Annotated in this window: 25 protein-coding genes; 16 read left to right on the top strand and 9 right to left on the bottom strand. The window is 64.8% G+C overall.

The genetic code is table 11. From position 1 onward, the window contains the following. The 8 genes from D769_RS07685 to D769_RS07650 form a co-directional block, all read left to right on the top strand. Positions 1-152: phosphonate C-P lyase system protein PhnG (locus tag D769_RS07685; protein WP_040010929.1), on the top strand; the 152-nt coding region annotated here is incomplete at its 5' end. A 1-nt stretch (position 153) separates the two neighbouring features. Continuing rightward, the gene (gene phnH / locus D769_RS07680) at positions 154-771 is read left to right on the top strand and encodes a phosphonate C-P lyase system protein PhnH (protein WP_008643731.1); all 618 of its coding nucleotides are present in this window, start codon (positions 154-156) and stop codon (positions 769-771) included. 1 nt (position 772) lies between these two features. Further along, on the top strand, positions 773-1,894 hold the full coding sequence (locus tag D769_RS07675) for a carbon-phosphorus lyase complex subunit PhnI (protein ID WP_008643730.1): 1,122 nt from the start codon (positions 773-775) through the stop codon (positions 1,892-1,894). Further along, complete coding sequence (locus D769_RS07670) at positions 1,891-2,778, top strand: alpha-D-ribose 1-methylphosphonate 5-phosphate C-P-lyase PhnJ (protein ID WP_008643729.1); 888 nt, start codon at positions 1,891-1,893, stop codon at positions 2,776-2,778. Before D769_RS07675 ends, D769_RS07670 begins: the two co-directional genes overlap by 4 nt. Next, positions 2,775-3,551 (top strand): phosphonate C-P lyase system protein PhnK, encoded by a 777-nt coding sequence (gene phnK, locus D769_RS07665; RefSeq protein ID WP_008643728.1) that lies wholly within the window; start codon positions 2,775-2,777, stop codon positions 3,549-3,551. Before D769_RS07670 ends, phnK begins: the two co-directional genes overlap by 4 nt. 2 nt (positions 3,552-3,553) lie before the next feature. Then, positions 3,554-4,279 (top strand): phosphonate C-P lyase system protein PhnL, encoded by a 726-nt coding sequence (gene phnL / locus D769_RS07660; protein WP_040010934.1) that lies wholly within the window; start codon positions 3,554-3,556, stop codon positions 4,277-4,279. Positions 4,280-4,298: 19 nt separating this feature from the next. Next, positions 4,299-5,498, top strand: coding sequence for an alpha-D-ribose 1-methylphosphonate 5-triphosphate diphosphatase (locus tag D769_RS07655; RefSeq protein ID WP_008643724.1), 1,200 nt, complete (start codon positions 4,299-4,301; stop codon positions 5,496-5,498). A 251-nt stretch (positions 5,499-5,749) separates the two neighbouring features. After that, positions 5,750-6,241 (top strand): hypothetical protein, encoded by a 492-nt coding sequence (locus D769_RS07650; RefSeq protein WP_234706939.1) that lies wholly within the window; start codon positions 5,750-5,752, stop codon positions 6,239-6,241. Positions 6,242-6,271: 30 nt separating this feature from the next. On the opposite strand, the gene D769_RS07645 is transcribed toward D769_RS07650, so the two are convergent. Further along, positions 6,272-6,856, bottom strand: coding sequence for a peroxidase-related enzyme (locus tag D769_RS07645; RefSeq protein ID WP_008643720.1), 585 nt, complete (start codon positions 6,854-6,856; stop codon positions 6,272-6,274). Positions 6,857-6,940: 84 nt separating this feature from the next. Further along, the gene (gene msbA / locus D769_RS07640; protein ID WP_008643718.1) at positions 6,941-8,707 is read right to left on the bottom strand and encodes a lipid A export permease/ATP-binding protein MsbA; all 1,767 of its coding nucleotides are present in this window, start codon (positions 8,705-8,707) and stop codon (positions 6,941-6,943) included. 96 nt (positions 8,708-8,803) lie between these two features. Between msbA and D769_RS07635 the strand changes: the two genes are divergently transcribed. Then, entirely contained in the window at positions 8,804-9,586 is a 783-nt protein-coding gene (locus tag D769_RS07635; RefSeq protein WP_024570704.1) for a glycosyltransferase family 2 protein, read from the top strand. On the opposite strand, the gene D769_RS07630 is transcribed toward D769_RS07635, so the two are convergent. Both D769_RS07630 and dnaE read right to left on the bottom strand, forming a co-directional pair. Further along, positions 9,519-10,781: a glycosyltransferase gene (locus tag D769_RS07630; RefSeq protein ID WP_008643712.1), complete on the bottom strand. Its 1,263-nt coding sequence runs from the start codon at positions 10,779-10,781 to the stop codon at positions 9,519-9,521. The genes D769_RS07635 and D769_RS07630 overlap by 68 nt on opposite strands. Next, positions 10,774-14,277, bottom strand: a complete 3,504-nt coding sequence (dnaE, locus tag D769_RS07625) for a DNA polymerase III subunit alpha (RefSeq protein WP_008643711.1) — start codon at positions 14,275-14,277, stop codon at positions 10,774-10,776. The genes D769_RS07630 and dnaE overlap by 8 nt, the downstream gene beginning before the upstream one ends. Before the next feature lie 177 nt (positions 14,278-14,454). On the opposite strand from dnaE, the gene D769_RS07620 reads away from it, so the two are divergent. Beyond that, a complete protein-coding gene (locus tag D769_RS07620) occupies positions 14,455-15,303 on the top strand; it encodes a sulfurtransferase (protein WP_008643709.1) in 849 nt (282 codons plus the stop codon). A gap of 31 nt (positions 15,304-15,334) precedes the next feature. Here the strand turns inward: D769_RS07620 and D769_RS07615 are convergent, their stop codons facing one another. From D769_RS07615 to rpsP, 5 genes are all read right to left on the bottom strand, one after another. Next, a complete protein-coding gene (locus D769_RS07615; RefSeq protein WP_008643707.1) occupies positions 15,335-16,015 on the bottom strand; it encodes a CoA pyrophosphatase in 681 nt (226 codons plus the stop codon). Between the two features lie 146 nt (positions 16,016-16,161). Continuing rightward, positions 16,162-16,554 carry a 50S ribosomal protein L19 gene (gene rplS / locus D769_RS07610; protein ID WP_008643705.1) on the bottom strand — a complete coding sequence of 131 codons (393 nt, stop codon included), beginning with the start codon at positions 16,552-16,554 and terminating at the stop codon, positions 16,162-16,164. A 74-nt stretch (positions 16,555-16,628) separates the two neighbouring features. Next, complete coding sequence (gene trmD / locus D769_RS07605) at positions 16,629-17,411, bottom strand: tRNA (guanosine(37)-N1)-methyltransferase TrmD (RefSeq protein ID WP_008643703.1); 783 nt, start codon at positions 17,409-17,411, stop codon at positions 16,629-16,631. A 19-nt stretch (positions 17,412-17,430) separates the two neighbouring features. Continuing rightward, positions 17,431-18,093 carry a ribosome maturation factor RimM gene (gene rimM / locus D769_RS07600; protein WP_008643699.1) on the bottom strand — a complete coding sequence of 221 codons (663 nt, stop codon included), beginning with the start codon at positions 18,091-18,093 and terminating at the stop codon, positions 17,431-17,433. A gap of 58 nt (positions 18,094-18,151) precedes the next feature. Beyond that, entirely contained in the window at positions 18,152-18,403 is a 252-nt protein-coding gene (rpsP, locus tag D769_RS07595) for a 30S ribosomal protein S16 (RefSeq protein ID WP_008643697.1), read from the bottom strand. Positions 18,404-18,578: 175 nt separating this feature from the next. Between rpsP and D769_RS07590 the strand changes: the two genes are divergently transcribed. From D769_RS07590 to D769_RS07570, 6 genes are all read left to right on the top strand, one after another. After that, positions 18,579-19,712 carry a sorbosone dehydrogenase family protein gene (locus D769_RS07590; protein WP_008643694.1) on the top strand — a complete coding sequence of 378 codons (1,134 nt, stop codon included), beginning with the start codon at positions 18,579-18,581 and terminating at the stop codon, positions 19,710-19,712. Positions 19,713-19,896: 184 nt separating this feature from the next. Beyond that, complete coding sequence (locus tag D769_RS07585; protein WP_008643693.1) at positions 19,897-20,310, top strand: hypothetical protein; 414 nt, start codon at positions 19,897-19,899, stop codon at positions 20,308-20,310. Positions 20,311-20,540: 230 nt separating this feature from the next. Further along, a complete protein-coding gene (locus tag D769_RS32260) occupies positions 20,541-20,690 on the top strand; it encodes a hypothetical protein (RefSeq protein WP_008643691.1) in 150 nt (49 codons plus the stop codon). 84 nt (positions 20,691-20,774) lie between these two features. Further along, positions 20,775-21,266, top strand: a complete 492-nt coding sequence (locus D769_RS07580; RefSeq protein ID WP_008643690.1) for a TM2 domain-containing protein — start codon at positions 20,775-20,777, stop codon at positions 21,264-21,266. A gap of 32 nt (positions 21,267-21,298) precedes the next feature. Further along, on the top strand, positions 21,299-22,231 hold the full coding sequence (locus D769_RS07575; protein ID WP_008643689.1) for a LysR family transcriptional regulator: 933 nt from the start codon (positions 21,299-21,301) through the stop codon (positions 22,229-22,231). Positions 22,232-22,365: 134 nt separating this feature from the next. Further along, complete coding sequence (locus D769_RS07570; protein ID WP_008643688.1) at positions 22,366-23,451, top strand: PA0069 family radical SAM protein; 1,086 nt, start codon at positions 22,366-22,368, stop codon at positions 23,449-23,451. The last annotated feature ends 15 nt before the right edge of the window (positions 23,452-23,466 follow it).

The raw sequence follows: 23,466 nt of genomic DNA, 5'->3' as shown, positions 1-23,466 counted from the left end.
CGCTGCTGCAGCGCCCGGCCTGGCACCAGCGCGTGCATGACGTGGTCATCGCGCCGCTTGCACAGGCCCTGACCGAACGCGCGGCCCACCAGGCCGCCACCGCCGCGCAAACGCGCGTCGAATTCTTCACGATGGCCCGCGGAGAGGATTGAGATGCCATCCACCCAGTCAATGACCACCGCCCCCGCCACCTCGCTGCTGCCGGGTTTCGATAACCCCGTGGACGACGCGCAACAGGTGTTCCGAGCGGCGCTCGAAGCATTCGCCCATCCGGGCCGCCTGGAAACGCTGCCCGTGACGAGTGGCCAGCCCGAGGGGCTGTCCCCGGCGCTGACCGCCCTCCTGCTGACGCTGGCGGACCCCGACACCCCGGTCTGGCTGCCCGCCGATGTGCCCGCTGCCGCGCGCGCGTTCCTGCGCTTCCATTGCGGCTGCCCGCTCGTGGACAACCTGGGCGAAGCCACCTTCGTCTGCATCCCCGCCGGCCATGCGATGCCCGCGCTCGCCGATTGCGCGCAGGGCTTGCCCGCCTACCCGGACCGCTCCGCCACGCTGCTCGTGGAAGTCGCCTCGCTGCACGCGGGCGACACGCTCACGCTGCACGGCCCCGGCATCGAAACCACGCAATCGCTGTGCGTGACCGGCCTGCCCGCGGACTTCCGCGCAAGCTGGCGCGCCAACAACACGGGCTTTCCGCTCGGCGTGGACCTGCTGCTGGCCAGCGGCGACGAATTCTGCGCGATGACGCGCACCACGCACGTGGAGGACTGAGATGTACGTAGCCGTCAAAGGAGGCGAACGCGCCATCCTGAACTCCTACCAGATGCTCGACGCCTATCGTCGGGGGGACACGTCGGTACCGGAAATCACACTCGAACAGATCCGCGAACAGATGCCGCTGGCGGTATCGCGCGTGATGGCCGAGGGTTCGCTCTATGACCCACGCCTGGCCGCGCTCGCGCTCAAGCAGGCTGCGGGCGATCAGATCGAAGCGATCTTCCTGCTGCGGGCCTATCGCACCACGCTCGCGCGCTTCGGTTATACCCAGGCGCTGGATACCGGCAAGATGCGTCTGCAGCGCCGGATCTCGTCGACGTTCAAGGACGTGCCCGGCGGGCAAGTCCTCGGGCCGACCTACGACTACACGCAGCGTCTGCTCGACTTCACGCTCGAAGCGGGCCGCGACCCCGCGCCGCTAGCGCCCTCGCCGGAACCGCTGGCCCCGAACATGCCGCGCGTCACCAGCTTGCTGGAAGCCGAATCGCTGGTGGAAGCCGACGCGATTCCTCCGGGCGACCCCGCCCCGCCGGACCTGACGCGCGAACCGTTGACGTTCCCCGCCGAGCGGCCCGCACGCCTGCAGAACCTGGCGCGCGCCGATGAAGGCTTTCTGCTGTCGATGGGCTACTCCACGCAGCGCGGCTATGGCAATTCGCACCCGTTCGCCGGCGAGATTCGCTATGGCAGCACCGAAGTCGAGATGTTCATCGAGGAACTCGGCTTCACCATCACCATCGGTGAAGTGGAAGTGACCGAATGCCAGATGGTGAGCCAGTTCGCCGGCAACGCCGACGAAGCGCCGCGACTCACGCGTGGCTACGGGCTCGTGTTCGGCTACAACGAGCGCAAGGCGATGTCGATGGCGCTGGCCGATCGCGCGATGCGCGCGGAAGAGCTCGGCGAGGCAGGTGACGCACCGGCCAACGATATCGAATTCATGCTGTATCACAGCGACAACGTCGAAGCGTCCGGCTTCGTGCAACACCTGAAGCTGCCGCACTACGTGGACTTCCAGGCCAACCTCGAACTGCTGCGGCGGCTGCGCGCCGAGCAACAGGGCGCGGCCACCGATGCGCCGGCCGAAGACCAACCCCAGGAGGAGTCGCTGGCATGAACGCCACCGCTACAGTCGCGCGCGACGAACACTACAACTTCGCCTATCTGGACGAATCGACCAAGCGAATGCTGCGCCGGGCGCTGCTCAAGGCCGTTGCGATCCCCGGCTACCAGGTGCCGTTCGGCAGCCGAGAAATGCCACTGCCGTATGGCTGGGGCACGGGCGGCATCCAGGTGACCGCCGCGATCATCGGCCGCCAGGACGTGCTCAAGGTCATCGACCAGGGATCGGACGACACCACGAACGCGATCAACATCCGCCGCTTCTTTGGCCGCGTGACCGGCGTGCAGACGACCGAACGCACCACCGACGCCACCATCATCCAGACCCGTCACCGCATTCCTGAAACGAAGCTGAGCGCAGGCCAGACGATGGTCTACCAGGTACCCATTCCCGAGCCGCTGCGCTGGCTGGAGCCGAGCGAAACCGAAACGCGCACGATGCACGCGCTGGCCGAATATGGCTCGATGCACGTGAAGCTCTACGAAGACATCGCCCATCACGGCCATATCGCCACCACTTACGACTACCCCGTGATCGTCAACCAGCGGTACATGATGCGGCCTTCGCCGATCCCCAAGTTCGACAACCCGAAGCTCGACCGTAGCCCCGCGTTGATGCTGTTTGGCGCCGGGCGCGAGAAGCGCGTCTATGCCGTGCCGCCGTACACCACGGTCAAGAGCCTCGACTTCGTCGATCATCCGTTCACCGTGGAAAAGTGGTCGAGCTGCTGCGCGCAATGCGGCGCCACCGACAGCTATCTCGACGAGATCATCACCGACGATGCCGGCACGCGCATGTTCGTGTGCTCGGACACCGAGTACTGCGCCGACCGCCAGGCCGCGCAGGCTGTGAAGCAGGCCGCAGGAGGTGCCCAATGAACGCAACGCCTCTGCTCTCCGTACGCGACCTGACGCACACCTGGGACGGCGTGCATGGCTGCCACGATGTCAACTTCGATCTCTATCCGGGCGAAGTGCTCTGCGTGGTCGGTGAATCGGGCTCGGGCAAGAGCACGCTGCTGCAAGCCCTGTCGATGCAGGTCAAGGCGCAGCGCGGCAGCGTCAGCTACGACATGCGCGAATCGGGGCTGACCGATCTGGCCGGACTGTCGAGCGCGCGGATGCGTCTGCTGGCCCGCACGGACTGGGGCTTCGTGCGGCAGCACGCCCGCGATGGCCTGCGGATGCAGGTGAGCGCCGGCGCCAATATCGCCGAGCGCCTGATGGCCGTCGGCAATCGCCACTACGGTGACCTGCGCGAGATCGCGGGCGCCTGGCTCGAGAAAATGGAAATCGACCTTGCCCGACTGGACGATGTGCCGACCACGTTCTCGGGCGGGATGCAGCAGCGTCTGCAGATCGCGCGCAACCTGGTCACACATCCACGCCTGGTGTTCATGGACGAGCCGACCGCATCGCTCGACGTCTCCGTGCAGGCCCGGCTGCTCGACCTGATGCGCCGCCTGGTCACCGACCTGGGCCTGGCCGCGATCCTCGTCACGCACGACCTGGCCGTGGCGCGCCTGCTCGCGCACCGCACGCTGGTCATGCAGGGCGGCCGCGTGGTCGAACAGGGCCTGACCGATCAGATCCTCGATGACCCGCAGCATCCGTACACGCAGTTGCTGGTCTCCTCCATCCTGCAGGGATGATCATGATGCAATCCAACAACCAGAAACTGATCGAGGTCCGCGGCCTCGGCAAGATGTTCACGTTGCACAACCAGGGTGGCATTCGCCTGCCCGTGCTGCGCGCCATCGACTTTGACGCCTCGCGTGGCGAATGCCTCGTGCTGTCCGGCCGTTCCGGCACCGGCAAGAGCACGCTGCTGCGCTGCCTCTACGGCAACTACCTCGCGACCGAAGGCACGATCCGCCTGCGCGACACGAGCGAGGCCAGCGAGCCATGGGTGGAACTGACCAACGCCCCGGAGCAGCGCGTGCTCAAACTGCGCCGCGATGTGATCGGCTATGTCTCGCAGTTCCTGCGTGCGATCCCACGCGTCTCCGCGCTCGACGTGGTAGCCGATCCACTGCAGCAACGCGGCGCCAGCCACGAGGAAGCCCGCGCCCGCGCCGCGACGCTGCTTGAACGGCTGAACCTGCCACGCCGCCTTTGGGATCTGCCACCCGCCACGTTCTCCGGCGGCGAGCAACAACGCGTGAATATCGCGCGCGGCCTGATCGGGGGCCATCCGATCCTGTTGCTCGATGAGCCCACTGCATCGCTCGACGCCGACAACCGGGCGGTGGTGATCGAACTGATCCGCGAAGCGCTGGCCGAGGGCCGCTCGCTAATCGGCATCTTCCACGACGAGGCCGTGCGCGATGCGGTGGCCACGCGGATGCTGCCGCTGCAGCCGGCTACGGCGCTTGCCTGAACCTGAACTGGAACCGGACATGCCTACCACTTACCTCACGCACGCGACGCTGGTACTACCGGATCGCGTCCTGCACGACAGCGCAATGCTGATCGCCGATGGCCAGATCGCCGCCATCGAGCCAGCTTCCGCCCCGGCCGACGCCGAGGTCATCGACCTGCGCGGCCACACCGTAATGCCCGGACTGATCGACGTCCACTGCGACGCCATCGAAAAGGAAGCCGAGCCACGCGCCAATGTGCTGTTCCCGCTCGACTTCGCAGTGGCGCAAGTCGACCGCCGCAATGCCGCGGCCGGCATCACCACGCCGTACCACGCGTTGTCGTTCGCCAGCAACCAGTTCGGCGTGCGCAACAACGAGACCGCCGCGACGCTGGTGCGCACCGTGGCCGCGTATCGCGCGCACAGCCTCGTCGACAATCGCATCCACTGCCGCTATGAAGTCACCGATAACGCCGCCGTGCCGGTGCTCGAGATGCTGATGGCCGAAGGCGTGGTCGACCTGCTGTCGGTCATGGACCACTCGCCCGGCCAGGGCCAGTTCAAGACGCTCGATGCTTACCTGTCGTACATGATGGGCAATCACGGCATGAGCCGCGAGGAAGCCGCCGATGCGGCTGCGAAGAAGTCGGCCGAGTTGGCCGGCGCGACCGAGCGCGTCAACCGTCTGGTCTCGAAGGCGCACGAACTCGGCATCCCCACGGCCAGCCACGACGACGACTCTCCACAGCGCATCGCCGCGATGCACGCGCTGGGAGTTCGCATGAGCGAGTTTCCGATCAACGTGGAGACGGCGCAGGCCGCCTCGGCCCACGCGCTCCCGACGATCCTCGGCGCGCCGAACGTGCTGCGCGGCAAAAGCCAGAGCGGTTCGATGCGTGCGATCGATGCGATTCACGCCGGCGTCGGCCACATCCTCTGCTCGGACTACCAGCCGTCCACACTGATCGCGGCGGCATTCGCCGCATCGCGCCTCGCCGATCTTCCGCTCGACCGGGCGCTGGCGCTGGTCACGTCCAATCCGGCAGATGCCTGCCTGCTGGACGATCGCGGCCGGCTGGCGCCGGGCAAGCGCGCCGACGTCATCGCCGTGGGCAGCATTGCCGGGCAGCCGATGGTCACCCATACATGGTCAGCCGGACGCCTGGTGTTCGCGGCGGGATATCCGATGGTGCAGCCTGCCGCATCACGCGCCGCCGAGATGCGAGCGGTGGCCTGAAATGTGATCGGCCAATGAGAGGCCTCGCCCTCTCCCCCAGCCTCTCGCCCGCAGGCGGGAGAGTTGCGGGGCAAGAGGGCGGGTGCCCCCCGACGCGGACACATCCGTTGAGTATAGGTTCCGCTCCACCACCCATACGCTAGGACTTCCACGGAACATATCCTGCTGGCCTTTGCAGCGGCATCCCCTACAGTAGATGAGCGGGTCGCGTGAAGGGGGCCAATATGACGTTAAGAAATGCAATGCCAGCCATGCTGGCTGTTTTTTTGTGCGCCGCCTGCGTCGAAGCGTTCGCTCCGAAAGGGCCGCCCACCTACACCGGCCAGCTTCCCGCTCCCTACGCCTCGAAGACCCCCGAAATCGCCGTGCGCGCCACACCGATCGCGGCGCACGAGATCGACATCTCCGGCATCTGCCGACGCACCGAGGAAGATGGTTTCCGCGAGGACGCGACAGTGCGTGTCTCGCACAATGCCGTGGAATCGCTGACCTGGAAGCTGTGGGTATCGCGCCGTGGCTGGTGCCACTTCGACCTGTCGGAATTCAAGCAGGTACAGCAGACGCCACACATCGAACTGCATGCGATAGATGGCAGCGGCTGCACGCTGATGGTGTGGCAGGACCCGCGCCGTATTACGCTGGCTCATGCCCGATGCGAGAAGCACTGCACGCCGGGCATCTACGACCAGGCGTGGCCTGTGCTGTTCGACCCTAAGAACGGCGGCTGCGCGCAGATCCGCTGAGCCCCTGAACCGCTGAGCCGCCGAATCGCCCTACTTGGCCTTCGGCACGCGCCCCATCAGGAAGAACTGCTCGTTCGGACGCATGCCGATGGTGTTGGCCATGCGGTTGGAGAGCCCGAAGAACGCCGTGATGGCGGCGATGTCCCACGCGTCCTCGTCGTCAAACCCATGGGCGCGCAGTGCCTCGAAATCGGCTTCGCCGATCGTATGCGAGTCCGTGCAGACCTTCATCGCGAGGTCGAGCATGGCGCGCTGGCGCGGCGTGATATCTGCCTTGAGGTAGTTCACCGCGACCTGATCGGCCACGAGCGGCTTCTTCTCGTAGATGCGCAGGATGGAACCGTGGGCCACCACGCAGTAGAGACACTGGTTTACGCCCGACGTGGCCACCACGATCATCTCGCGGTCGCCCTTGGTCAGGCTGCCGGTCTCCTTGAGCATCAGCGCATCGTGATAGGCGAAGAACGCGCGGCACTCGTCGGGACGATGGGCCAGGGCCAGGAAAACGTTGGGAACGAAGCCGGCCTTCTCCTGGACTTCGAGCACGCGCTGGCGGATGTCGTCCGGCAGGTTTTCGATGGCGGGAACCGGATATCGGCTGATGGGTTGGGTCATGTCTGTCTCCTCAGCGGGGTATGTTCCCCTGTTGGTACATGCCCGGCCGTGACCCCACGTCACGGCCGTTGAATCACGAACAGCTTATGCCTGTGACGCGAACTGAATGCGATGCAGGCCCGCGTACAATCCGTTCTTGCCGATCAGCTCGGCGTGGCTGCCCTGCTCGGCTACGCGGCCCTGCTCCAGCACCACGATCCGGTCGGCGTTCTCGATCGTCGACAGGCGGTGTGCGATCACCAGCGTGGTGCGACCGACCATCAGCGATTCCAGCGCGGCCTGCACCTGACGCTCCGACTCTGAGTCGAGCGCCGAAGTCGCCTCATCGAGGATCAGGATCGGCGCATCCTTGTAGATCGCTCGCGCGATGGCCAGACGCTGGCGCTGGCCGCCAGACAGCTTCATGCCGTTATCGCCGATGTTCGTTTCGAGCCCTTCCGGCAGGCCCTTGACCACGTCGGTCAGGTAGGCAGCCGCCAGCGCGCGTTCCACGCGGGCCATGTCGATTTTCTCGCGCGGATGCACGCCATAGGCCACATTGGCGGCCACGGTGTCGTTGAACAGCACCACATCCTGGCTGACGAAGGCGATCTGGCGACGCAGGTCGGCCAGCGCGAAGCGGTCGATCGGCTGACCGTCGAGCAAGATGTGACCCTCGGTCGGATCGAAGAAGCGCGGCACCAGGTTCACGAGCGTGGTCTTGCCGCTACCCGACGGCCCCACCAGCGCCACGACCTCGCCCGGCGCAGCACGCAGGCTGACACGGTTCAGCGCGGCGCGCGCGGCATCGCCATAGCGGAAGCCGACGTTGTCGAACACCAGATCGCCACGGGCCCGCTCCAGCGGCAGGCCACCGTTCTGCGGCTCGATCGGCTCGTCGATCAGGCCGAAGATCATCTCGGCCGCGGTCAGGCCGCGCTGCAGCGGCTGGTTCAGGTCGGCCAGATGCTTGAGCGGCGAGATCAGCAGCAGCATCGCCATCACGAAGCCGGTGAAGCCACCGATCGTGGTCTGGTTGCCCTGCGCCTGGATCATCGCGATCGTCAGGATCACGGACAGCGCCAGCGATGCCAGGAACGCCGTCACGGGCTGATTCAGGCCACCGGCCACGGCCATACGCATCGAGTAGCCGCGCAGCCGCTCGGCCATCGCCTCGAAACGCGACATTTCGTACGCTTCGCCACCGTGCAGCTTGACCACCTTGAACCCGCCCACGGATTCCTCCACCACATAGGCGGCGGTGTTGGTCAGCGCCTGATGCTCACGGTTCAGGCGACGCAGGCGGCGGTTGACCTTCGACATCACGAAGCCGATCGCCGGCAGCAGCACTGCCACCACCAGGGTCAGCTTCCAGTTCGTGTAGAACAGGTAGATCAGCAGCGCCACCACGGTCAGCGAGTCACGCACCAAGGTGATCAGCACGCCGGTGAGGATCTGCATCACCTGGTTCACCTCGAAGATCACGGCATTGATCAGCGAGGCAGCGGTATTGCGGTGGAAGAACAGCGCCGGCGCGTGCAGCATCCGGTCGAACATCTGCATCCGCATCTTCAGCAACACGCCGTTCGAGATCTGCGAAAGCAGGTAGCCAGAGGCGAACTGCGCCAGGCCGCGCACCAGCGCCACGCCCACCAGCAGCGCGGGCACATGCCAGAGCTTGCCGGCGTAGCTGCCGCCGAAGCCCTTGTCGAGCAGGTCGTTGACGACCTTCGGAATAATCCCTTCGCTGGCCGCCACCAGGCCCATGGCGATGATGGCCAGCACGAAGTTGCGCTTCTCGGGCTTCAGATAGGCCCAGACGCGCTTGAGGGTATCGGATTCCTGGGGCGTTTGTTGTTTGTTGTCGGTCACGTTCGCTCCACTTGCCAACGGGAAAGGGACGCCGGGGCGACTGCCGCTAGAATGGCGGGCAGCGTCGGCGTGCGGAATCCCATTGCAAGCATCTCTATGAAAATCTCTGTCGTACTGATCACTAAAAACGAGGCACACAATATCCGGGAGTGCCTCGAGAGCGTCTCCTGGTGCGACCGCGCGATTATAGTGGACTCCGGCAGCACGGACGGCACGGTGGAAACAGCCCGCGCCATGGGCGCGGAGGTCCACCAGACCGCGACGTGGCCCGGCTTCGGTCCACAGAAAAACCTCGCCCTGTCCAAGGCACAAAGCGAGTGGGTACTCTCCATCGACGCCGACGAGCGCGTCACGCCGGAACTGCGCGATGAGATCCTGGCAGCCATCGCATCGGGTCAGGCCGACGCCTACGACATGCCCCGCCTGTCACGTTTCTGCGGCCGCTTCATCCGGCACAGCGGCTGGTACCCCGACCGCCTGACCCGCTTGTTCCGCGTGGGAAAGGCCAGGTTCACCGACGACCTCGTGCACGAAAACGTCGTCACCGACGGCCCGATCGCGCACCTCCGGAATCCGCTGCTGCACTACACCTACGACGACTTCTCGCAGGTGCTGCGCAAGGTCGACCAGTATTCGACGCTGGGCGCCACGCAGGCATTCCAGCGTGGCAAGACCGCCACGCCGGCCAGCGCGTGGCTGCATGGCAGCTGGGCATTCCTGCGCACCTACCTGCTGCGTCGCGGATTTCTGGACGGCCCGCAGGGCTTGGCCATCGCGTTGATGAACGGTCAGGCCAGCTACTACAAGTACATCAAGCTGTGGCTGCTGCAACAGCCGGCACGCCAGCCCGCCGCATCAGGCGATCCGCAAGCACGCTGAACGCCTGGGCCGTCGGCCTGAAGCCCATCTGCTCGATATGGGTCGCTGCGTGGGCCAGCAGTGACTCGCGCAGCGCAGCGTCCTGCAGGCCACGCCTGATCGCCGCCGCAAGCTGCGCGGCATCGCCCACCGGCACCAGCAGCCCGGCGCGGCCATCGTCGAGGATCTCGCGCGGCCCCGTCGGACAATCGGTGCTGACCACCACCTGCCCTACCGCCAGCCCTTCGAGCAGCACATTGGGCAAACCTTCCATCTTCGAGCTGAACGCCAGGAGCCGTGACTGGCGAATCCAGGCATGGGGGTTCGACTGGAAGCCAGCAAAGGTCACGCGATCGGCGATACCGAGCGATGCGGCCAGCGCCTCGAGTTGCGGCCGCGATGCGCCATCGCCGACCAGCACCAGATCCTCGTCGATACCTTCCTTCGCAAGCTGCGCATAAGCGTGCAGCAGCGTCGTGAAATCCTTTTGACTCTCCTCGAGCCGACCGACGGACACGATGTACGGTCCCGCCGGCTGCGCAGAAGCATCGAGCGGCGCGTTCGCCCTGGCGCGGATGCTGTCGAGGTCGATGGTGTTGTAGAGCCGCACGAGCTTGTCCGCCACATCGGGAATCAGCGCCCGCGCATCGTTCAACATGCTGTCGGTCAACATCACCACGGCCGCGTAGTCGGTGCGGCACTGGTGCCGAAGCTTGCGCAGCTTGCGCCGATGACCCCGCTCCAGGTGCGCCACGCTGAAGTGCTGGTATCCCATCATCGGGACCGGCAGCGGACCGGTGATGCGCGACAGCGACATGTCGTAGTCGACCACCACGTCATAGCCCTGCGCCAGCACCTGCCGGAAGCGGCGATTCATCAGCGGCTTGCGCACGGGCGGCAGCAGCACTTCCTCATAGATCTTTCCAAGCGGCCCGAGCTTGCGCGCCTTCTTGAGCTGGCGGCAATGCGAAAGCCAGCGTTCGGGCGCCAGCACCTGAAGCTTCACGCCGACCGGCAGCCGCGCGCGGAAATGGGTCTCGAGCGCCTCGGACGGATACGTCACCGTCAGGCCGATCTCGAACCCTTCCCGATCCAGCGCGTTGATCAGCGACACCAGCGACGTTTCGATCCCGCCGTGCAGGAAGTGCGTGACGTGAAACAGGACGCGCGGCTTGCGCTCGCCCTGCACGACCGGCGCCTTCGTCGGATCAGCCATACAACACGCGCACGGTATCGCCCAGGGCGGTACGCAGGCTCGTCAACGCTTCCTCCGAAGGCGTGATCTGCCATTGGTCGCCCAGCATCGCCTCGCACTGCGCGGTCTTGTTGACATAGCTGATGCGAACCGGCACGCCGGGGGTCTGCGACACGTGGGCCAGGTACGGCGTCAGCAGCTCGCGCAGGCGCTCCGTCGAGGCATTGCCGTTGAAGCCGAGGCACACGGCATCGGCGTAGCGGGCGCGCGCGGCAACGAGGTCCTGCACCGAATCCGCCGTAAAGCGCACGCCGCCTGTGAAGGTGTCGTGGCGCGCATTGCCCTGCGCGATCAGCAGTTCGTCCTCGCGGAACATGTGACGGTTGGCGTCGTACAGCTCGTTGAACACCGTCATTTCGATCTGCGCGGTGCCATCGTCAAGCAGCACGATGATCAGCTTGCCGCGCTGGGTCATCTGGGTACGGATGCCGGTGATCACGCCGGCAATCACCTTGCCGCGCACGTCGCGGCCGTAGCCACCGCCATTGCCCTGCACTTCCTTTTCGAGCGCGGCAAGCGTGCCCTTGACGAACCGGCGCACCTCGTCGCGCGACGCATCGAACAGGTGACCGGAGAAGTAGTAGCCGAGCGCCTGCTTCTCTTCCTGCAGCGTGCGCTTGGGCGTCCAGCGCGGCTCATCCACCAGTTCGGGGCGATGCGACGCGCCGGCGTCATCCATCAGGTCGAACAGCGACACCTGGTTGGCCGACTCGGCCTTCTGGTCGGCCGCCTCCATCGCGATCGATACCGAGGCCAGCAACTGGGCGCGATTGTCGTTGAGACTGTCGAACGCGCCGGCGCGAATCAGCGCCTCGATCGTGCGGCGATTGACCTGGCGGCGGTCCACGCGCTCGCAGAAATCAAACAGGTCGTCGAATGGCCGCTCTTCCCGCGCGCGCAGGATGTCCTCGATCGCCCCCTGGCCCGAACCCTTGATGCCACCCAGGCCGTAGCGGATGGTCTTCGCATCGGTCGGCGCGAAACGGTACTCGCTGGCGTTGACGTCCGGCGGCAGCACTTCGATCTTGTTCAGGCGGCAGTCCTCATAGAGGATCTTGACCTTGTCGGTGTCGTCCATGGCCAGCGACATGTTGGCTGCCATGAATTCGGCCGGATGATGCGCCTTGAGCCAGGCCGTGTAGTAAGCCAGCAGCGCGTAAGCGGCCGCGTGCGACTTGTTGAAGCCGTAGCCCGCGAACTTCTCCATCAGGTCGAAGATGTCGTCGGCCTGCTGGGCGGTCAGCCCGTTCTTGTCGGCGCCCTCGCGGAACATGTCGCGGTGCTTGGCCATTTCCTCGGGCTTCTTCTTGCCCATGGCACGGCGCAGCAAGTCGGCGCCACCCAGCGAGTAGCCGCCGATGATCTGCGCCATCTGCATCACCTGCTCCTGGTAGACCATGATGCCGTAGGTCTCCTTGAGCACGGGTTCGACGCGCGGATCGGGATATTCGACCTTCTCGCGGCCGTGCTTGCGGGCACAGAAACTCGGAATCAGGTCCATCGGGCCCGGACGATACAGCGCCACGAGCGCGATGATGTCCTCGAAGCGGTCAGGCTTCGCGTCCTTGAGCATCCCCTGCATGCCGCGGCTTTCCAACTGGAACACCGCCACCGTGTTGGCGCTCTTGAGGATGTCGAATGCGGGGCTGTCGTCGAGCGGAATCTGGCTGCAGTTCCAGTCGGCCTTGCTCGGGTCGAGCCGGCGGATGTACCGCTCGGCCCAGTCGAGGATCGTCAGCGTGGTCAGGCCCAAGAAGTCGAACTTGACCAGGCCGGCCGCTTCCACGTCGTCCTTGTCGTACTGGCTGACCACGCCGCTCATGCCGTCCGTGCCCTGCGTGTAGAGCGGGCAGAAATCGGTCAGGCGGCCGGGGGCGATCAACACGCCACCAGCGTGCATGCCGACGTTACGCGTCATGCCTTCCACACGCTGCGCCAGTTCCAGCAACTGGCGCACTTCCTCTTCCGTGCGCTCGCGTTCGGCCAGCGCCGGTTCTTCCTTCTTCGCTTCCTCCAGCGTGACCAGCTTGCCGGGCTTGAACGGAATCAGCTTGGCCACGCCATCGACAAAGCCGTAACCGAGATCCAGCACCCGGCCCACATCGCGCACGGCCGCCTTGGCGGCCATGGTGCCGAACGTGGCGATCTGCGACACGGCGTCCTTGCCGTATTTCTCCTTCACGTACGTGATCACGCGATCGCGGCCGTGCTGGCAGAAGTCGATGTCGAAGTCGGGCATCGAGACCCGCTCCGGATTCAGGAATCGCTCGAACAGCAGCGCGTACTTGAGCGGATCGAGATCGGTAATGCCAAGTGCGTAGGCCACCAGCGAACCCGCGCCGGAACCCCGGCCCGGCCCCACCGGCACGCCATTGTTCTTGGCCCAGTTGATAAAGTCCGCCACGATCAGGAAGTAGCCCGGGAAACCCATCTTGATGATGGTGCCGGTCTCAAACTCCAGACGCGCGTAGTACTCGGCACGCTTGCTCTCGCGCTCGGCTTCGTCCGGGAACAACACCAGCATCCGCTTTTCGAGACCCTCCTTGGCCATGAACACAAGGTAGTCGTCGAGCGACATGCCATCAGGCGTCGGGAACAGTGGCAGGCGTGGCTTGCCCAGCTCCAGCGTCAGATTGCAGCGCTTGGCGATCTCGACGGAGTTCTGCAGCGCCGACGGGATATCCGCGAACAGCGCGGTCATCTCGTCCTGGGTCTTGAAGTACTGGTCGGTGGTGAACTTGCGCGTGCGGCGCGGATTGGCGAGCAGTTCGCCCTCCGCGATACAGACGCGCGCCTCGTGCGCCGTGAAGTCGTCCGGCGTCATGAATTGCACCGGATGCGTGGCGACAACCGGAAGCTGCATTGACGCGGCCAGTTGCACGGCCTGCGGCACGTAGGCGTCGGTGCCAGGCTGGCCGGCACGTTGCAGTTCGATGTAATAGCGTTGCGGGAACACCCGGGCCCAATGCTCGGCGGCACGGCGCGCCGCCTCGACATTCCCATTGGCCAACGCCTGGCCGACATCGCCACCCATCGCGCCTGAGAGCGCGATCAGGCCGGTGGCCAGCGGCAGGCCTTCCTCGCCCGGCTCCTCGAGCCAGCCGGGCTCGAACTCGGCGCGGCCACGATGCTGGTTGCCAAGCCATGCGCGCGACAGCAGCGTGCACAGGTTCAGATAGCCGATGCGGTCCTGCACGAGCAGCAACATGCGCGCGGGCTTGTCGCGATCTTCGGCATTGGTCAGCCAGACGTCAGCGCCCACTACCGGCTTGACGCCCCCACCACGGGCCTCCTTGTAGAAGCGGATCAGGCCGAAGGCGTTGGCGAGGTCGGTCAGTGCGAGCGCGCCCATCCCATCGCGGGCGGCGGCCTTGACGGCATCGTCGAGGCGGACGATGCCGTCCACGATCGAATACTCGGAGTGCAGGCGGAGGTGTACAAAGCGGGGTGCGGACATAGGGCGCCATTGTACCGGCTCCCCCATCGCCGCACTTGGGGGTTTTTGCGCAGGCGCAATGCGAAGCGCCCCCGAAGAGGTGTCGGGATGCGGCCTGAGGGGCTATAATTTCGCCTTTCCAATCAGGCAGTTATCGAGCACCCTCGTTTCGGGTGCCCGGCCCTGGCAGCGTCACCCATGCAGATCGTCAATATTTCCGCTTACAAGTTCGTCACGCTCGAAGACATCGAGACCCTGCGCCCCGTCATGCGCGAGCGCTGCGACGCGGCCGGCCTGAAGGGCACGATCCTGCTCGCGCCGGAAGGCATCAACATGTTCCTGGCCGGCACGCGTGAGCAGATCGACGAATTCATGGCATGGCTCCACGCCGATGCCCGGTTCGCGGACATCGCGCCGAAGGAAAGCCTGTCGGAAAATCAGCCCTTCAAGCGCATGCTGGTGCGCGCCAAGAAGGAAATCATCACGATGAAGATGCCGCTGATCCGCCCCGAGGCTGGACGCGCGCCTTCGGTGCGCCCCGTGGATCTGAAGCGCTGGCTCGACCAGGGACATGACGACGAGGGACGCCCGGTAGTGATGCTCGATACGCGTAACGCATTCGAGGTGGCGGTTGGCACCTTCGACAAGGCGGTGGAGTACGGTATCGACAAGTTCAGCGAATTCCCGCCAGCCGTGGCGGAGAACATGGCCGAGTTCGAAGGCAAGACCATCGTGTCGTTCTGCACCGGCGGCATCCGCTGCGAGAAGGCCGCCATCCACATGCAGGAAGTGGGAATCGACCACGTCTACCAGCTCGAGGGCGGCATTCTGAAGTACTTCGAGGAAGTCGGCGGAAGCCACTACAACGGCGACTGCTTCGTGTTCGACTACCGGACCGCGCTGAATCCGAACCTGGAACCCGCGGGGCCGGTTCAGTGCTTCGCGTGCCGCGCAGTGGTCACGCCCGAGGAGCAGCAGCACCCGAAGTACGTGGTGGGCAAGAGCTGCCCCCACTGCACCGACACCGCAACTCAGGCCGCGGCCTGACGAAGACCGATGGAGCGGGCGGCGGCGCGGCTCAGGCCGCGAGCAGGTGGTAGAGATTGCGCAGCATGCCCGCCGTCGCGCCCCAGATAAAGCGCTGACCGCCGCCTTCGCGCGGGTAAGGCATGGCGTAGAACATGCGCTCGCCGCCTTCCCAGCGGAACAACCGGCGCTCATGCCGGGCAGGGTCCATCAGGAATGCCAGCGGCACTTCGAAAATATCGGCCACCTCGCGCTCATCGGCACGGAGCGTGAACCCTGAATGCACCAGTCCGACAACAGGGCTGACGTGATAGCCGGTACCGGTGATGTAGTCCGGTAGCGATCCCAGCACTTCGACGTAGTTGCGGGTCAGCCCGATCTCTTCCTCGGTTTCGCGCAACGCCGTGGCGATGCGATTGGCATCGTAGGTTTCCTGCCCGCCTCCCGGAAAACTGATCTGCCCGGCATGGGCATTCAGATTCGCATTGCGCTGGGTAAGCAGCACCGTCAGACCATCCGAACGCTCAACCAAGGGCACCAGTACCGCCGCTTCACGCAAGCCGCGGGTCCGGTCGTACACACGGGATTCATCGGTCAGTTCGGGTTCCCACGCCGGTGGCGCAAGCAGACGATGCCGGATGAAATCCGGTCTCATGCGCGGCGTGGAGAGGGGGGCGTGGCGGCTATCGGTCTCGATGATCGGTAGCGTTTCAGGATCGAATGTTGGACGCATAGCGCTTTCAAGTATGACAGAAGCGCGTAATGTTGCACGGCAGCAAGAACGCTTGGCGTTGCGCCGCCGCCAAACAAAAAGGACACCCGAGGGTGTCCTTCGCAATCCGGCACAGCGCCAGTTACCCGGCGCCTGACAGGGAAAGCTTATTCCGCGGCAACGGCGGCCGGCTTGGCCTTCATCACCAGCTTTTCCTTGATACGTGCCGACTTGCCCGAGCGCTCGCGCAGGTAGTACAGCTTCGCGCGACGCACGTCACCGCGACGCTTCACTTCGATGCCAGCGATCAGCGGCGAGTACAGCTGGAACGTACGTTCCACGCCTTCACCCGACGAGATCTTGCGCACGATGAAGGACGAGTTCAGACCACGGTTACGCTTGGCGATCACCACGCCTTCGTAAGCCTGCACGCGCTTGCGATTACCTTCAACCACGTTCACGTTGACGATAACGGTATCGCCAGGCGCGAATGCGGGGATGGTCTTATTCGCGGTCAGACGCGCGATCTCTTCCTTCTCGATTTGCTCGATGATGTTCATCGTTTTCTCCATAACCATCGTGCCAGCGTTGGATGCCCCAGACACTTGCTGGGCCCCGGCAGAGGATGGGGTTTTCACTTGGCGGGAGCGAACTCCTGCCCTGCTTTCGCCGCCAGTTCCGACAAGAACTTCTCGTCGGCCTTGGACAACAATCCTTGCTCGCGCGCGGCCACGATCAGGTCGGGACGCTTGCGTGCGGTATTGGCCAGCGCCTGCCGGCGCCGCCACTTCTCGATCTCGGCATGATGGCCCCCGAGCAATACATCGGGCACCCGCACACCTTCATATTCTTCCGGCCGCGTGTAATGCGGACAATCGAGCAGGCCATTGACGAAACTGTCCTGGACCGCCGACTGCGCATCGCCCAGCACGCCAGGCAAATGCCGCACCACCGCGTCGATCAGCGCCATCGCCGGCAATTCGCCACCCGACAGCACAAAATCGCCGAGACTGATTTCCTCGTCCACGCGACGATCGATCAGACGCTGGTCGATCGCTTCATACCGGCCGCATAACAGCACCAGGCCGGGCCGTTGCGACAACGCCATGACCTTCTCGTGCGTCAGCGTCGCGCCTTGCGGCGACATCAGCACCACGTGCGGCCTGCCAACACCCGCATCCGACTGCGCCGCGGTGGCGGCGTCGATCGCATCCTCGAGCGGTTTGGCCAGCATCACCATGCCGGGGCCGCCACCATAGGGCCGATCGTCAATCGTCCGGTAGTTGTCCACGGTGAAATCCCGCGGATTCCAGGTACGCAACGCGTAGCGCTGCTGCTTGGCTGCCCGGCTGGTGATGCCCCAGTCGGTCAGCGCGCGAAACATCTCGGGAAACAGCGTGATTACATCGAACTGCATCCGCGCCTCCCCTGACACTTCAGTAATCGAGCCCCCAGTCCACCACGATCCGCCTGGCCGGTGTATCCACCGTCCGCAGGAACGCGTCGACAAACGGGATCAGCCGCTCAGCGGCCTTACCGTCCGGCAGCTCGTAGGCCACCTGAAGGATCTGATGGGCGCCATTGTCGATCAGGCCGGTCACCTCGCCGAGCGATTCGCCCTGCTCGTTGACTACGGCACAACCAATAAGGTCGACCCAGTAAAACTCACCCTCTTCCGCCGCGGGAAAATCCGCGCGCCGGACCCAGACACGACGCCCCTTGAGCATTTCGGCCACACCGCGGTCCGAAACGCCGGCCGGCTGCGCAACCACGGTACCGCTGTGTTCACGCGACTGGGAGATCTTGATGCTGACAGCCTCGGCCGACTGCGCCGGCGCCGACACCACGCCGGCCGGCGGCGCGCGAAGCAGCCACCAACGGCGGGCGTGGAGCAATGCGGAGGCGTCGTCCGCATGTGGCTGGACCTTGATCCAGCCCCGGATACCATAAGCCGCGCCCACATAGCCGACCTCGACCAGATCGTCGGGCAGGCTGTCCGTAAACAACAGCGCGGCGGGCAGTTTTTCCTGCCGGCCGGAGACACCGCCTTGCGTGGCGGCCAGATTCAACGGCTTGCGGCCGGGGGCATTGCCAGTCACTTTAGCGGTGCGTCAGTTCTGCATCGGCGGGCCATACGGGCACGCCGCGCAAGACCTATCAGGCTGCAGCCTTGCCGGCTTGCTTGACCAGGCGGGCAACGGTCGGCGACAGTTGAGCGCCAACGCCTTGCCAGTAGGCCAGACGGTCCTGCACAACGCGCAGGCCCTCTTCCTTGTCGGAAGCCAGCGGGTTGTAGAAGCCAATACGTTCGATGAAACGGCCATCGCGACGGTTGCGCGAATCGGTAGCAACGATATTGAAGAACGGGCGCTTCTTGCTGCCGCCGCGAGCCAGACGGATTACGACCATGTTAATTCCTCGAAAAAACGGGAGCGTGCGAACACGAAACGCAAGAGTATAGCCCACTTCCCGAGCCCAAACAAACACTTAGGACTTTCCCGCCCTGTTCGGCTCCATCGGTGCGCTTTTGACGCAACATGCGGCCAGCCAGACCGTGGCGAAAACCGTGAACCGGAGGCATGACATGCGGCCAAATCGGCACATTGCGAATTACCTCGCGAAATTCCTCTGCAGGCTGGCGCTACTGGGTGCCGTCTGGTCTGCGGCGACGGCGCAGGCCGCCCTGCCGATCGACGAGATCCGGCTGCCGCCGGGCTTCAAGATCGAAGTGCTCAGCGACGCCGTGCCCGGCGCGCGAGCCATGACGCTGTCGCCGAAGGGCACGTTGTTCGTGGGCAGCCGCGCGGAGGGCAAGGTATATGCGTTGGAGTCGCCGCTCGGCCCACATCCGAAGACGCGCGTCATCGCGTCCGGACTCACGATGCCCGTGGGCGTCGCCTTTCGCGATGGCGCATTGTATGCCTCATCGACGTCGCGCATCGTACGGCTCGACAACATCGAGGGCCGTCTTGACGACCCGCCGCGCCCGGTCACTATCAGCGACAAATTCCCGACCGAAACCCATCACGGCTGGAAATTCATTGCATTTGGACCTGACGGGTATCTCTACGTGCCCGTCGGCGCGCCATGCAATATCTGCGCGCCGGATGAGAACCGCTACGCGAACATCATGAAAATGAAGCCCGACGGTTCCGACCTGCGCGTGGTGGCCCGGGGCGTGCGCAACACGGTTGGCTTCGACTGGCACCCCATCACGCACGAACTGTGGTTTACGGACAATGGGCGCGACTGGCTCGGCGACGACCAGCCCGACGACGAACTGAATCGATTGACGCGTGAAGGCGAGCACTTCGGCTTTCCGTATTGCCACGCCGGCACAATTGCCGACCCGGAGTTCGGAAAACAGCGCCCGTGTTCGGCGTTCACTCCGCCAGTCGCCAAGCTGGGGCCACATGTGGCCGCGCTCGGGATGCGCTTCTACACCGGCACGCAGTTTCCGCCGGAATACCGCAAGAACAACATCTTCATCGCCGAGCACGGTAGCTGGAACCGATCCACTGCCATCGGCTACCGGATTGCGCGGATCGTGCTCGATGATGATGGGCGCGTCATTCGCCAGGAGATCTTTGCCGAAGGATGGCTGCGCGACGGCAAGGCGTGGGGTCGCCCGGTCGACGTGCAGGTGGCAAGCGACGGTTCGCTGTTGGTTAGCGACGACAAAGCCAATGCGATTTATCGCATCCGCTACGCGCCCTGAAACCGCTTCGATACCGCGCCAATGCTGGCCTGGCGCGGCATCGAAGTAGACGCGCCAAAGCTGACAAATTTGACGAAACAATCCGTTACACCGGTAACGGGATTGGCATTGGCGGTCACACGGCCCCTGCGTACCATGAACCCAACTCCTGACTTCTCTCAGCAACAGGACCTTGGGATTCCGCATGTTTACCCGCCCCCTCCTGCGCCTTATGGTGGCTGGTACCGTGGCTGTTGCCAGCCTTGGCGGCAGCATTGCAGTCAGCCACGCGCAAGTCGCCTTCTGGCATCACAACCGCACCGATCGCACGGTGCAGGCGGTGCGTTCTGCCAACGGATGGGAGATCGCCAGCGTGCGGGCGGAAAATCGCGATCATGTGCAGGCACAGATTGATCGCATGGAAGCAAGGGCCCGTAACGACGACCGTCTGAGCGGGCGCCCCGCCAGCCCCGGCGGGCGCGACGACGAGCAACGCGCACGCCAGCCCGGTGGCGGCGATCGCAACAGCCCCGGCGAAGCCACGCTCCGAAATGCCGAAGCACACCCCGGCAATGTTGGCCCGGGATGGCAGGCGCGCGGACGGGACGGCGGACGCTAGCCGCGACGATGGCTTGTCACGTAACCGGAACTTCCACGCGCTCCCCTTTGTCTCTACATTTGTGCGTGCTGATTGACGCCGCACAGGCTGCCGCCCGGCGCTGTCCGGAGTCGCACAGCGTGCCGTCGTTGCGCAGACGGCAACCGACCTGACCTGCCTCTGCCCGGTACCCACTGATCGACACCAAGGTCGGGCGCAGCCTCCACAAGACATCCCTGTCGAGGTTCATCATGTCCCCGCTTTTTTCGGACCTGGCCCGGCACGCGGGCCATTTGTCATTGTCAGTGCTGTTCATGCTGCTGCTGACGCTCGTGCTGTACAGCGAAACGCATATCTCCGTGCTGGTATCCGGCGTTCTGGCCTCCGTCTGGCCGTTCTGACCACTGGGGTATCGGTCCGGGCCCGGCGTACAATGTGCGACCACTGCCCGCCATGGCGGCCATACCGTCTCCGTCCCCATACCGATGCCTGCAGCCAGCCAAGCCCCCGCCATCGCCACTGAAGCCCGCAACACACGCGGCAAATCGAAACTGGCCACCGTTGCGCTGGCCTTCCTGCTCGGCAGCCTTGGAGCGCATCGCTTCTATCTGAAAGGGCTGGGCGACAAGTTCGGCTGGGTCCACCTGCTTTGCACCGTAGCAGGCGTGCTCGGTATCGCCTCGCTGATCCTCGGCACGGGCAATACCGCACTGAACTGGGTCTTCGCAGTGGCCGGCGGCGCGTCCCTTATCAGCGCCTTCCTGACGGCCATCGTGTTCGGGCTGCGCCCCGACGACAAGTGGGATGCGCAATACAACCCTCATGGCACGCCCACGCGCTCGGGCTGGCCCGTGGTCATCCTGATCATCTTCTCGCTGATGATCGGCACCGGCCTGCTGATGGCAGGGCTTGCCATCAGCTTCCAGACGTTCTTCGAATCGCAAGTCGAAGCAGCCAAGGCGCTCTCGCAGGAATAGCCGACGGCCTGGCCCCACTTCGCGCGCCAACGATGCCGTTCGACCTGACCGATATCGCGGTCTTCGTGCGCGCGGCGGCGCTCGGCAACCTGTCGGCGGCCGCACGCGATCTGGGACTGTCGACATCGACTGCCAGCGCCCGGCTCCAGCGCCTGGAGGATCGGCTAGGCACCCGCCTGCTACATCGCACAACGCGCCGCCTTTCGCTCACCGGTGATGGCGAGCAGTTCCTGACTCATGCCGAGCCATTGCTGGCCGCATCGGAGGTGGCCGCGCAATCCGTGGGCCGAGGCGCGGAGGTTCCACACGGCCCGTTGCGTGTCACGGCGCCTGCCTCGTTTGGACGCCAGCATGTCTCGCCGGCGATCCCCGCCTTCCTGTCCACCTACCCGGGCATCACACTGGATCTGCGCCTGAGCGACCAGATCGTCGGTCTCGTCGATAGTGGGATCGACGTCGCGCTCCGCATGGGCGCGCTCCCCGATTCCTCGCTGGTCGCCAGGCCGCTCGCACCCAGTCATCGCGTGATCTGCGCATCGCCGGAATACCTCGCGCGGCACGGCACCCCTCGGCACCCGGAAGACCTGCGCAATCACAACTGTCTGATCCTTGGCGATCAATCGACCTGGCGCTTCGATACCCCAGTCGGCGAAAGCGCGGTGAGCGTGCGGGGCACGCTACGCGCCGATAACGGCGAGGTGATTCGCGACGCGATCATCGCGGGCATGGGCATCGCGCTGAAGTCGACCTGGGATGTGGCGCCATACCTGCGCCGCGGCGAGTTGGTCACCGTGCTGGATGAGTACCCGATATTGCCGGTCGTCTCGATCTGGGCGGTCTATCCGAGCCGGCATCTGGTTCCCGCCAAGACACACGCCTTCGTCGACTTCTTTGCCAACTGGTTCGGCTCCCCGCCCTACTGGGATCGCGACGACGCACCTCCCTTGGCCACACCTACCGTCTGACCGGATCTGAAGCCCGTCGGAGGTTCAATCCCCAGGGCGCACATTCCATCAGGGCGCTGAGCAGGGCACTGGTATCTCGCCGGCAATACTGTATATTTATACAGTATTGGAGATTGTACGAGTCAAGAGCCCCCATGACGTCACTACCCGATGGTTTCCGCAAGGGAAGAGGCGCGCTGTCCAACACGGAATCGCGTTTCGACAGCCTGTCCCGAGAGGCGGATGCGGCCATGCTTGCCGATCTGGAAGCCTTGCACGGCGAGTCTCCCGCGCCACGGACAACGATCGCGATCGAGCCAGCCAGGACGATCATCTCGCGCAACCAGTCGCCCGATGTTCCGTTCGACCAGTCGATCAACATGTACCGGGGTTGCGAGCACGGATGCTCGTACTGTTTTGCGCGACCGAATCATGCCTACCTGGGCCTGTCGCCCGGCCTCGACTTCGAGACGAAACTGTTCGCCAAGCCAAATGCCGCTACGCTGCTCGAGCAGGAACTCCGCAAGAAACACTACAAGCCGAGCGTCATCGCGCTCGGCACCAACACCGATCCGTACCAGCCGATCGAGCGGAAATTCGAGCTCACGCGCGGCATTCTGGAGGTGCTGGAACGCTTCCAGCACCCGGTGGCCATCACGACCAAGTCGTTCCTGGTGACGCGAGATATCGACATCCTTGCCCGCATGGCCCGCAACGGGCTGGCGCGCGTGTTCATGTCCGTCACGACGCTCGATGCCGATATCGCCAGAAAGATGGAGCCGCGCGCCAGCACTCCAGCCAAACGGATCGAAGGCATCCGGTTGCTGGCCGAGGCCGGCGTGCCGGCCGGGGTGCTCTTCGCCCCGGTGATACCGGCGCTCACCGACTACGATCTGGAAAACGTGCTGAAGGCCTGCAGCGAAGTCGGGGCAACGTCGGCTGGCTTCGTCATGCTGCGCCTGCCGCTAGAGGTTCGTGGCATCTTCATCGAATGGCTCGAGCAGCATTTCCCCGGCCGCAAGCAGCATGTGCTGAGCATCATCGAGGACATGCGTAACGGGAAACACAACGACGCGGCATTCACGAGCCGGATGCGCGGGACGGGCATCTTTGCCGATCTGGTCCGCAAGCGTTTCGAGCTCGCGTGCCGGAGGTTTGGGCTCAATCAGGAACGCCATTCGCTGCGCACCGATCTGTTCCGCGTGCCGCCCGAGGACTCGCCGCAGGGCTCTCTTTTCTGAGCCGGCAGGCCTGGA

This window comes from Cupriavidus sp. HMR-1 (genome assembly GCF_000319775.1).
GTDB classification, from domain to species: domain Bacteria; phylum Pseudomonadota; class Gammaproteobacteria; order Burkholderiales; family Burkholderiaceae; genus Cupriavidus; species Cupriavidus metallidurans.
This window is presented reverse-complemented; position numbering and strand designations above follow the sequence as displayed.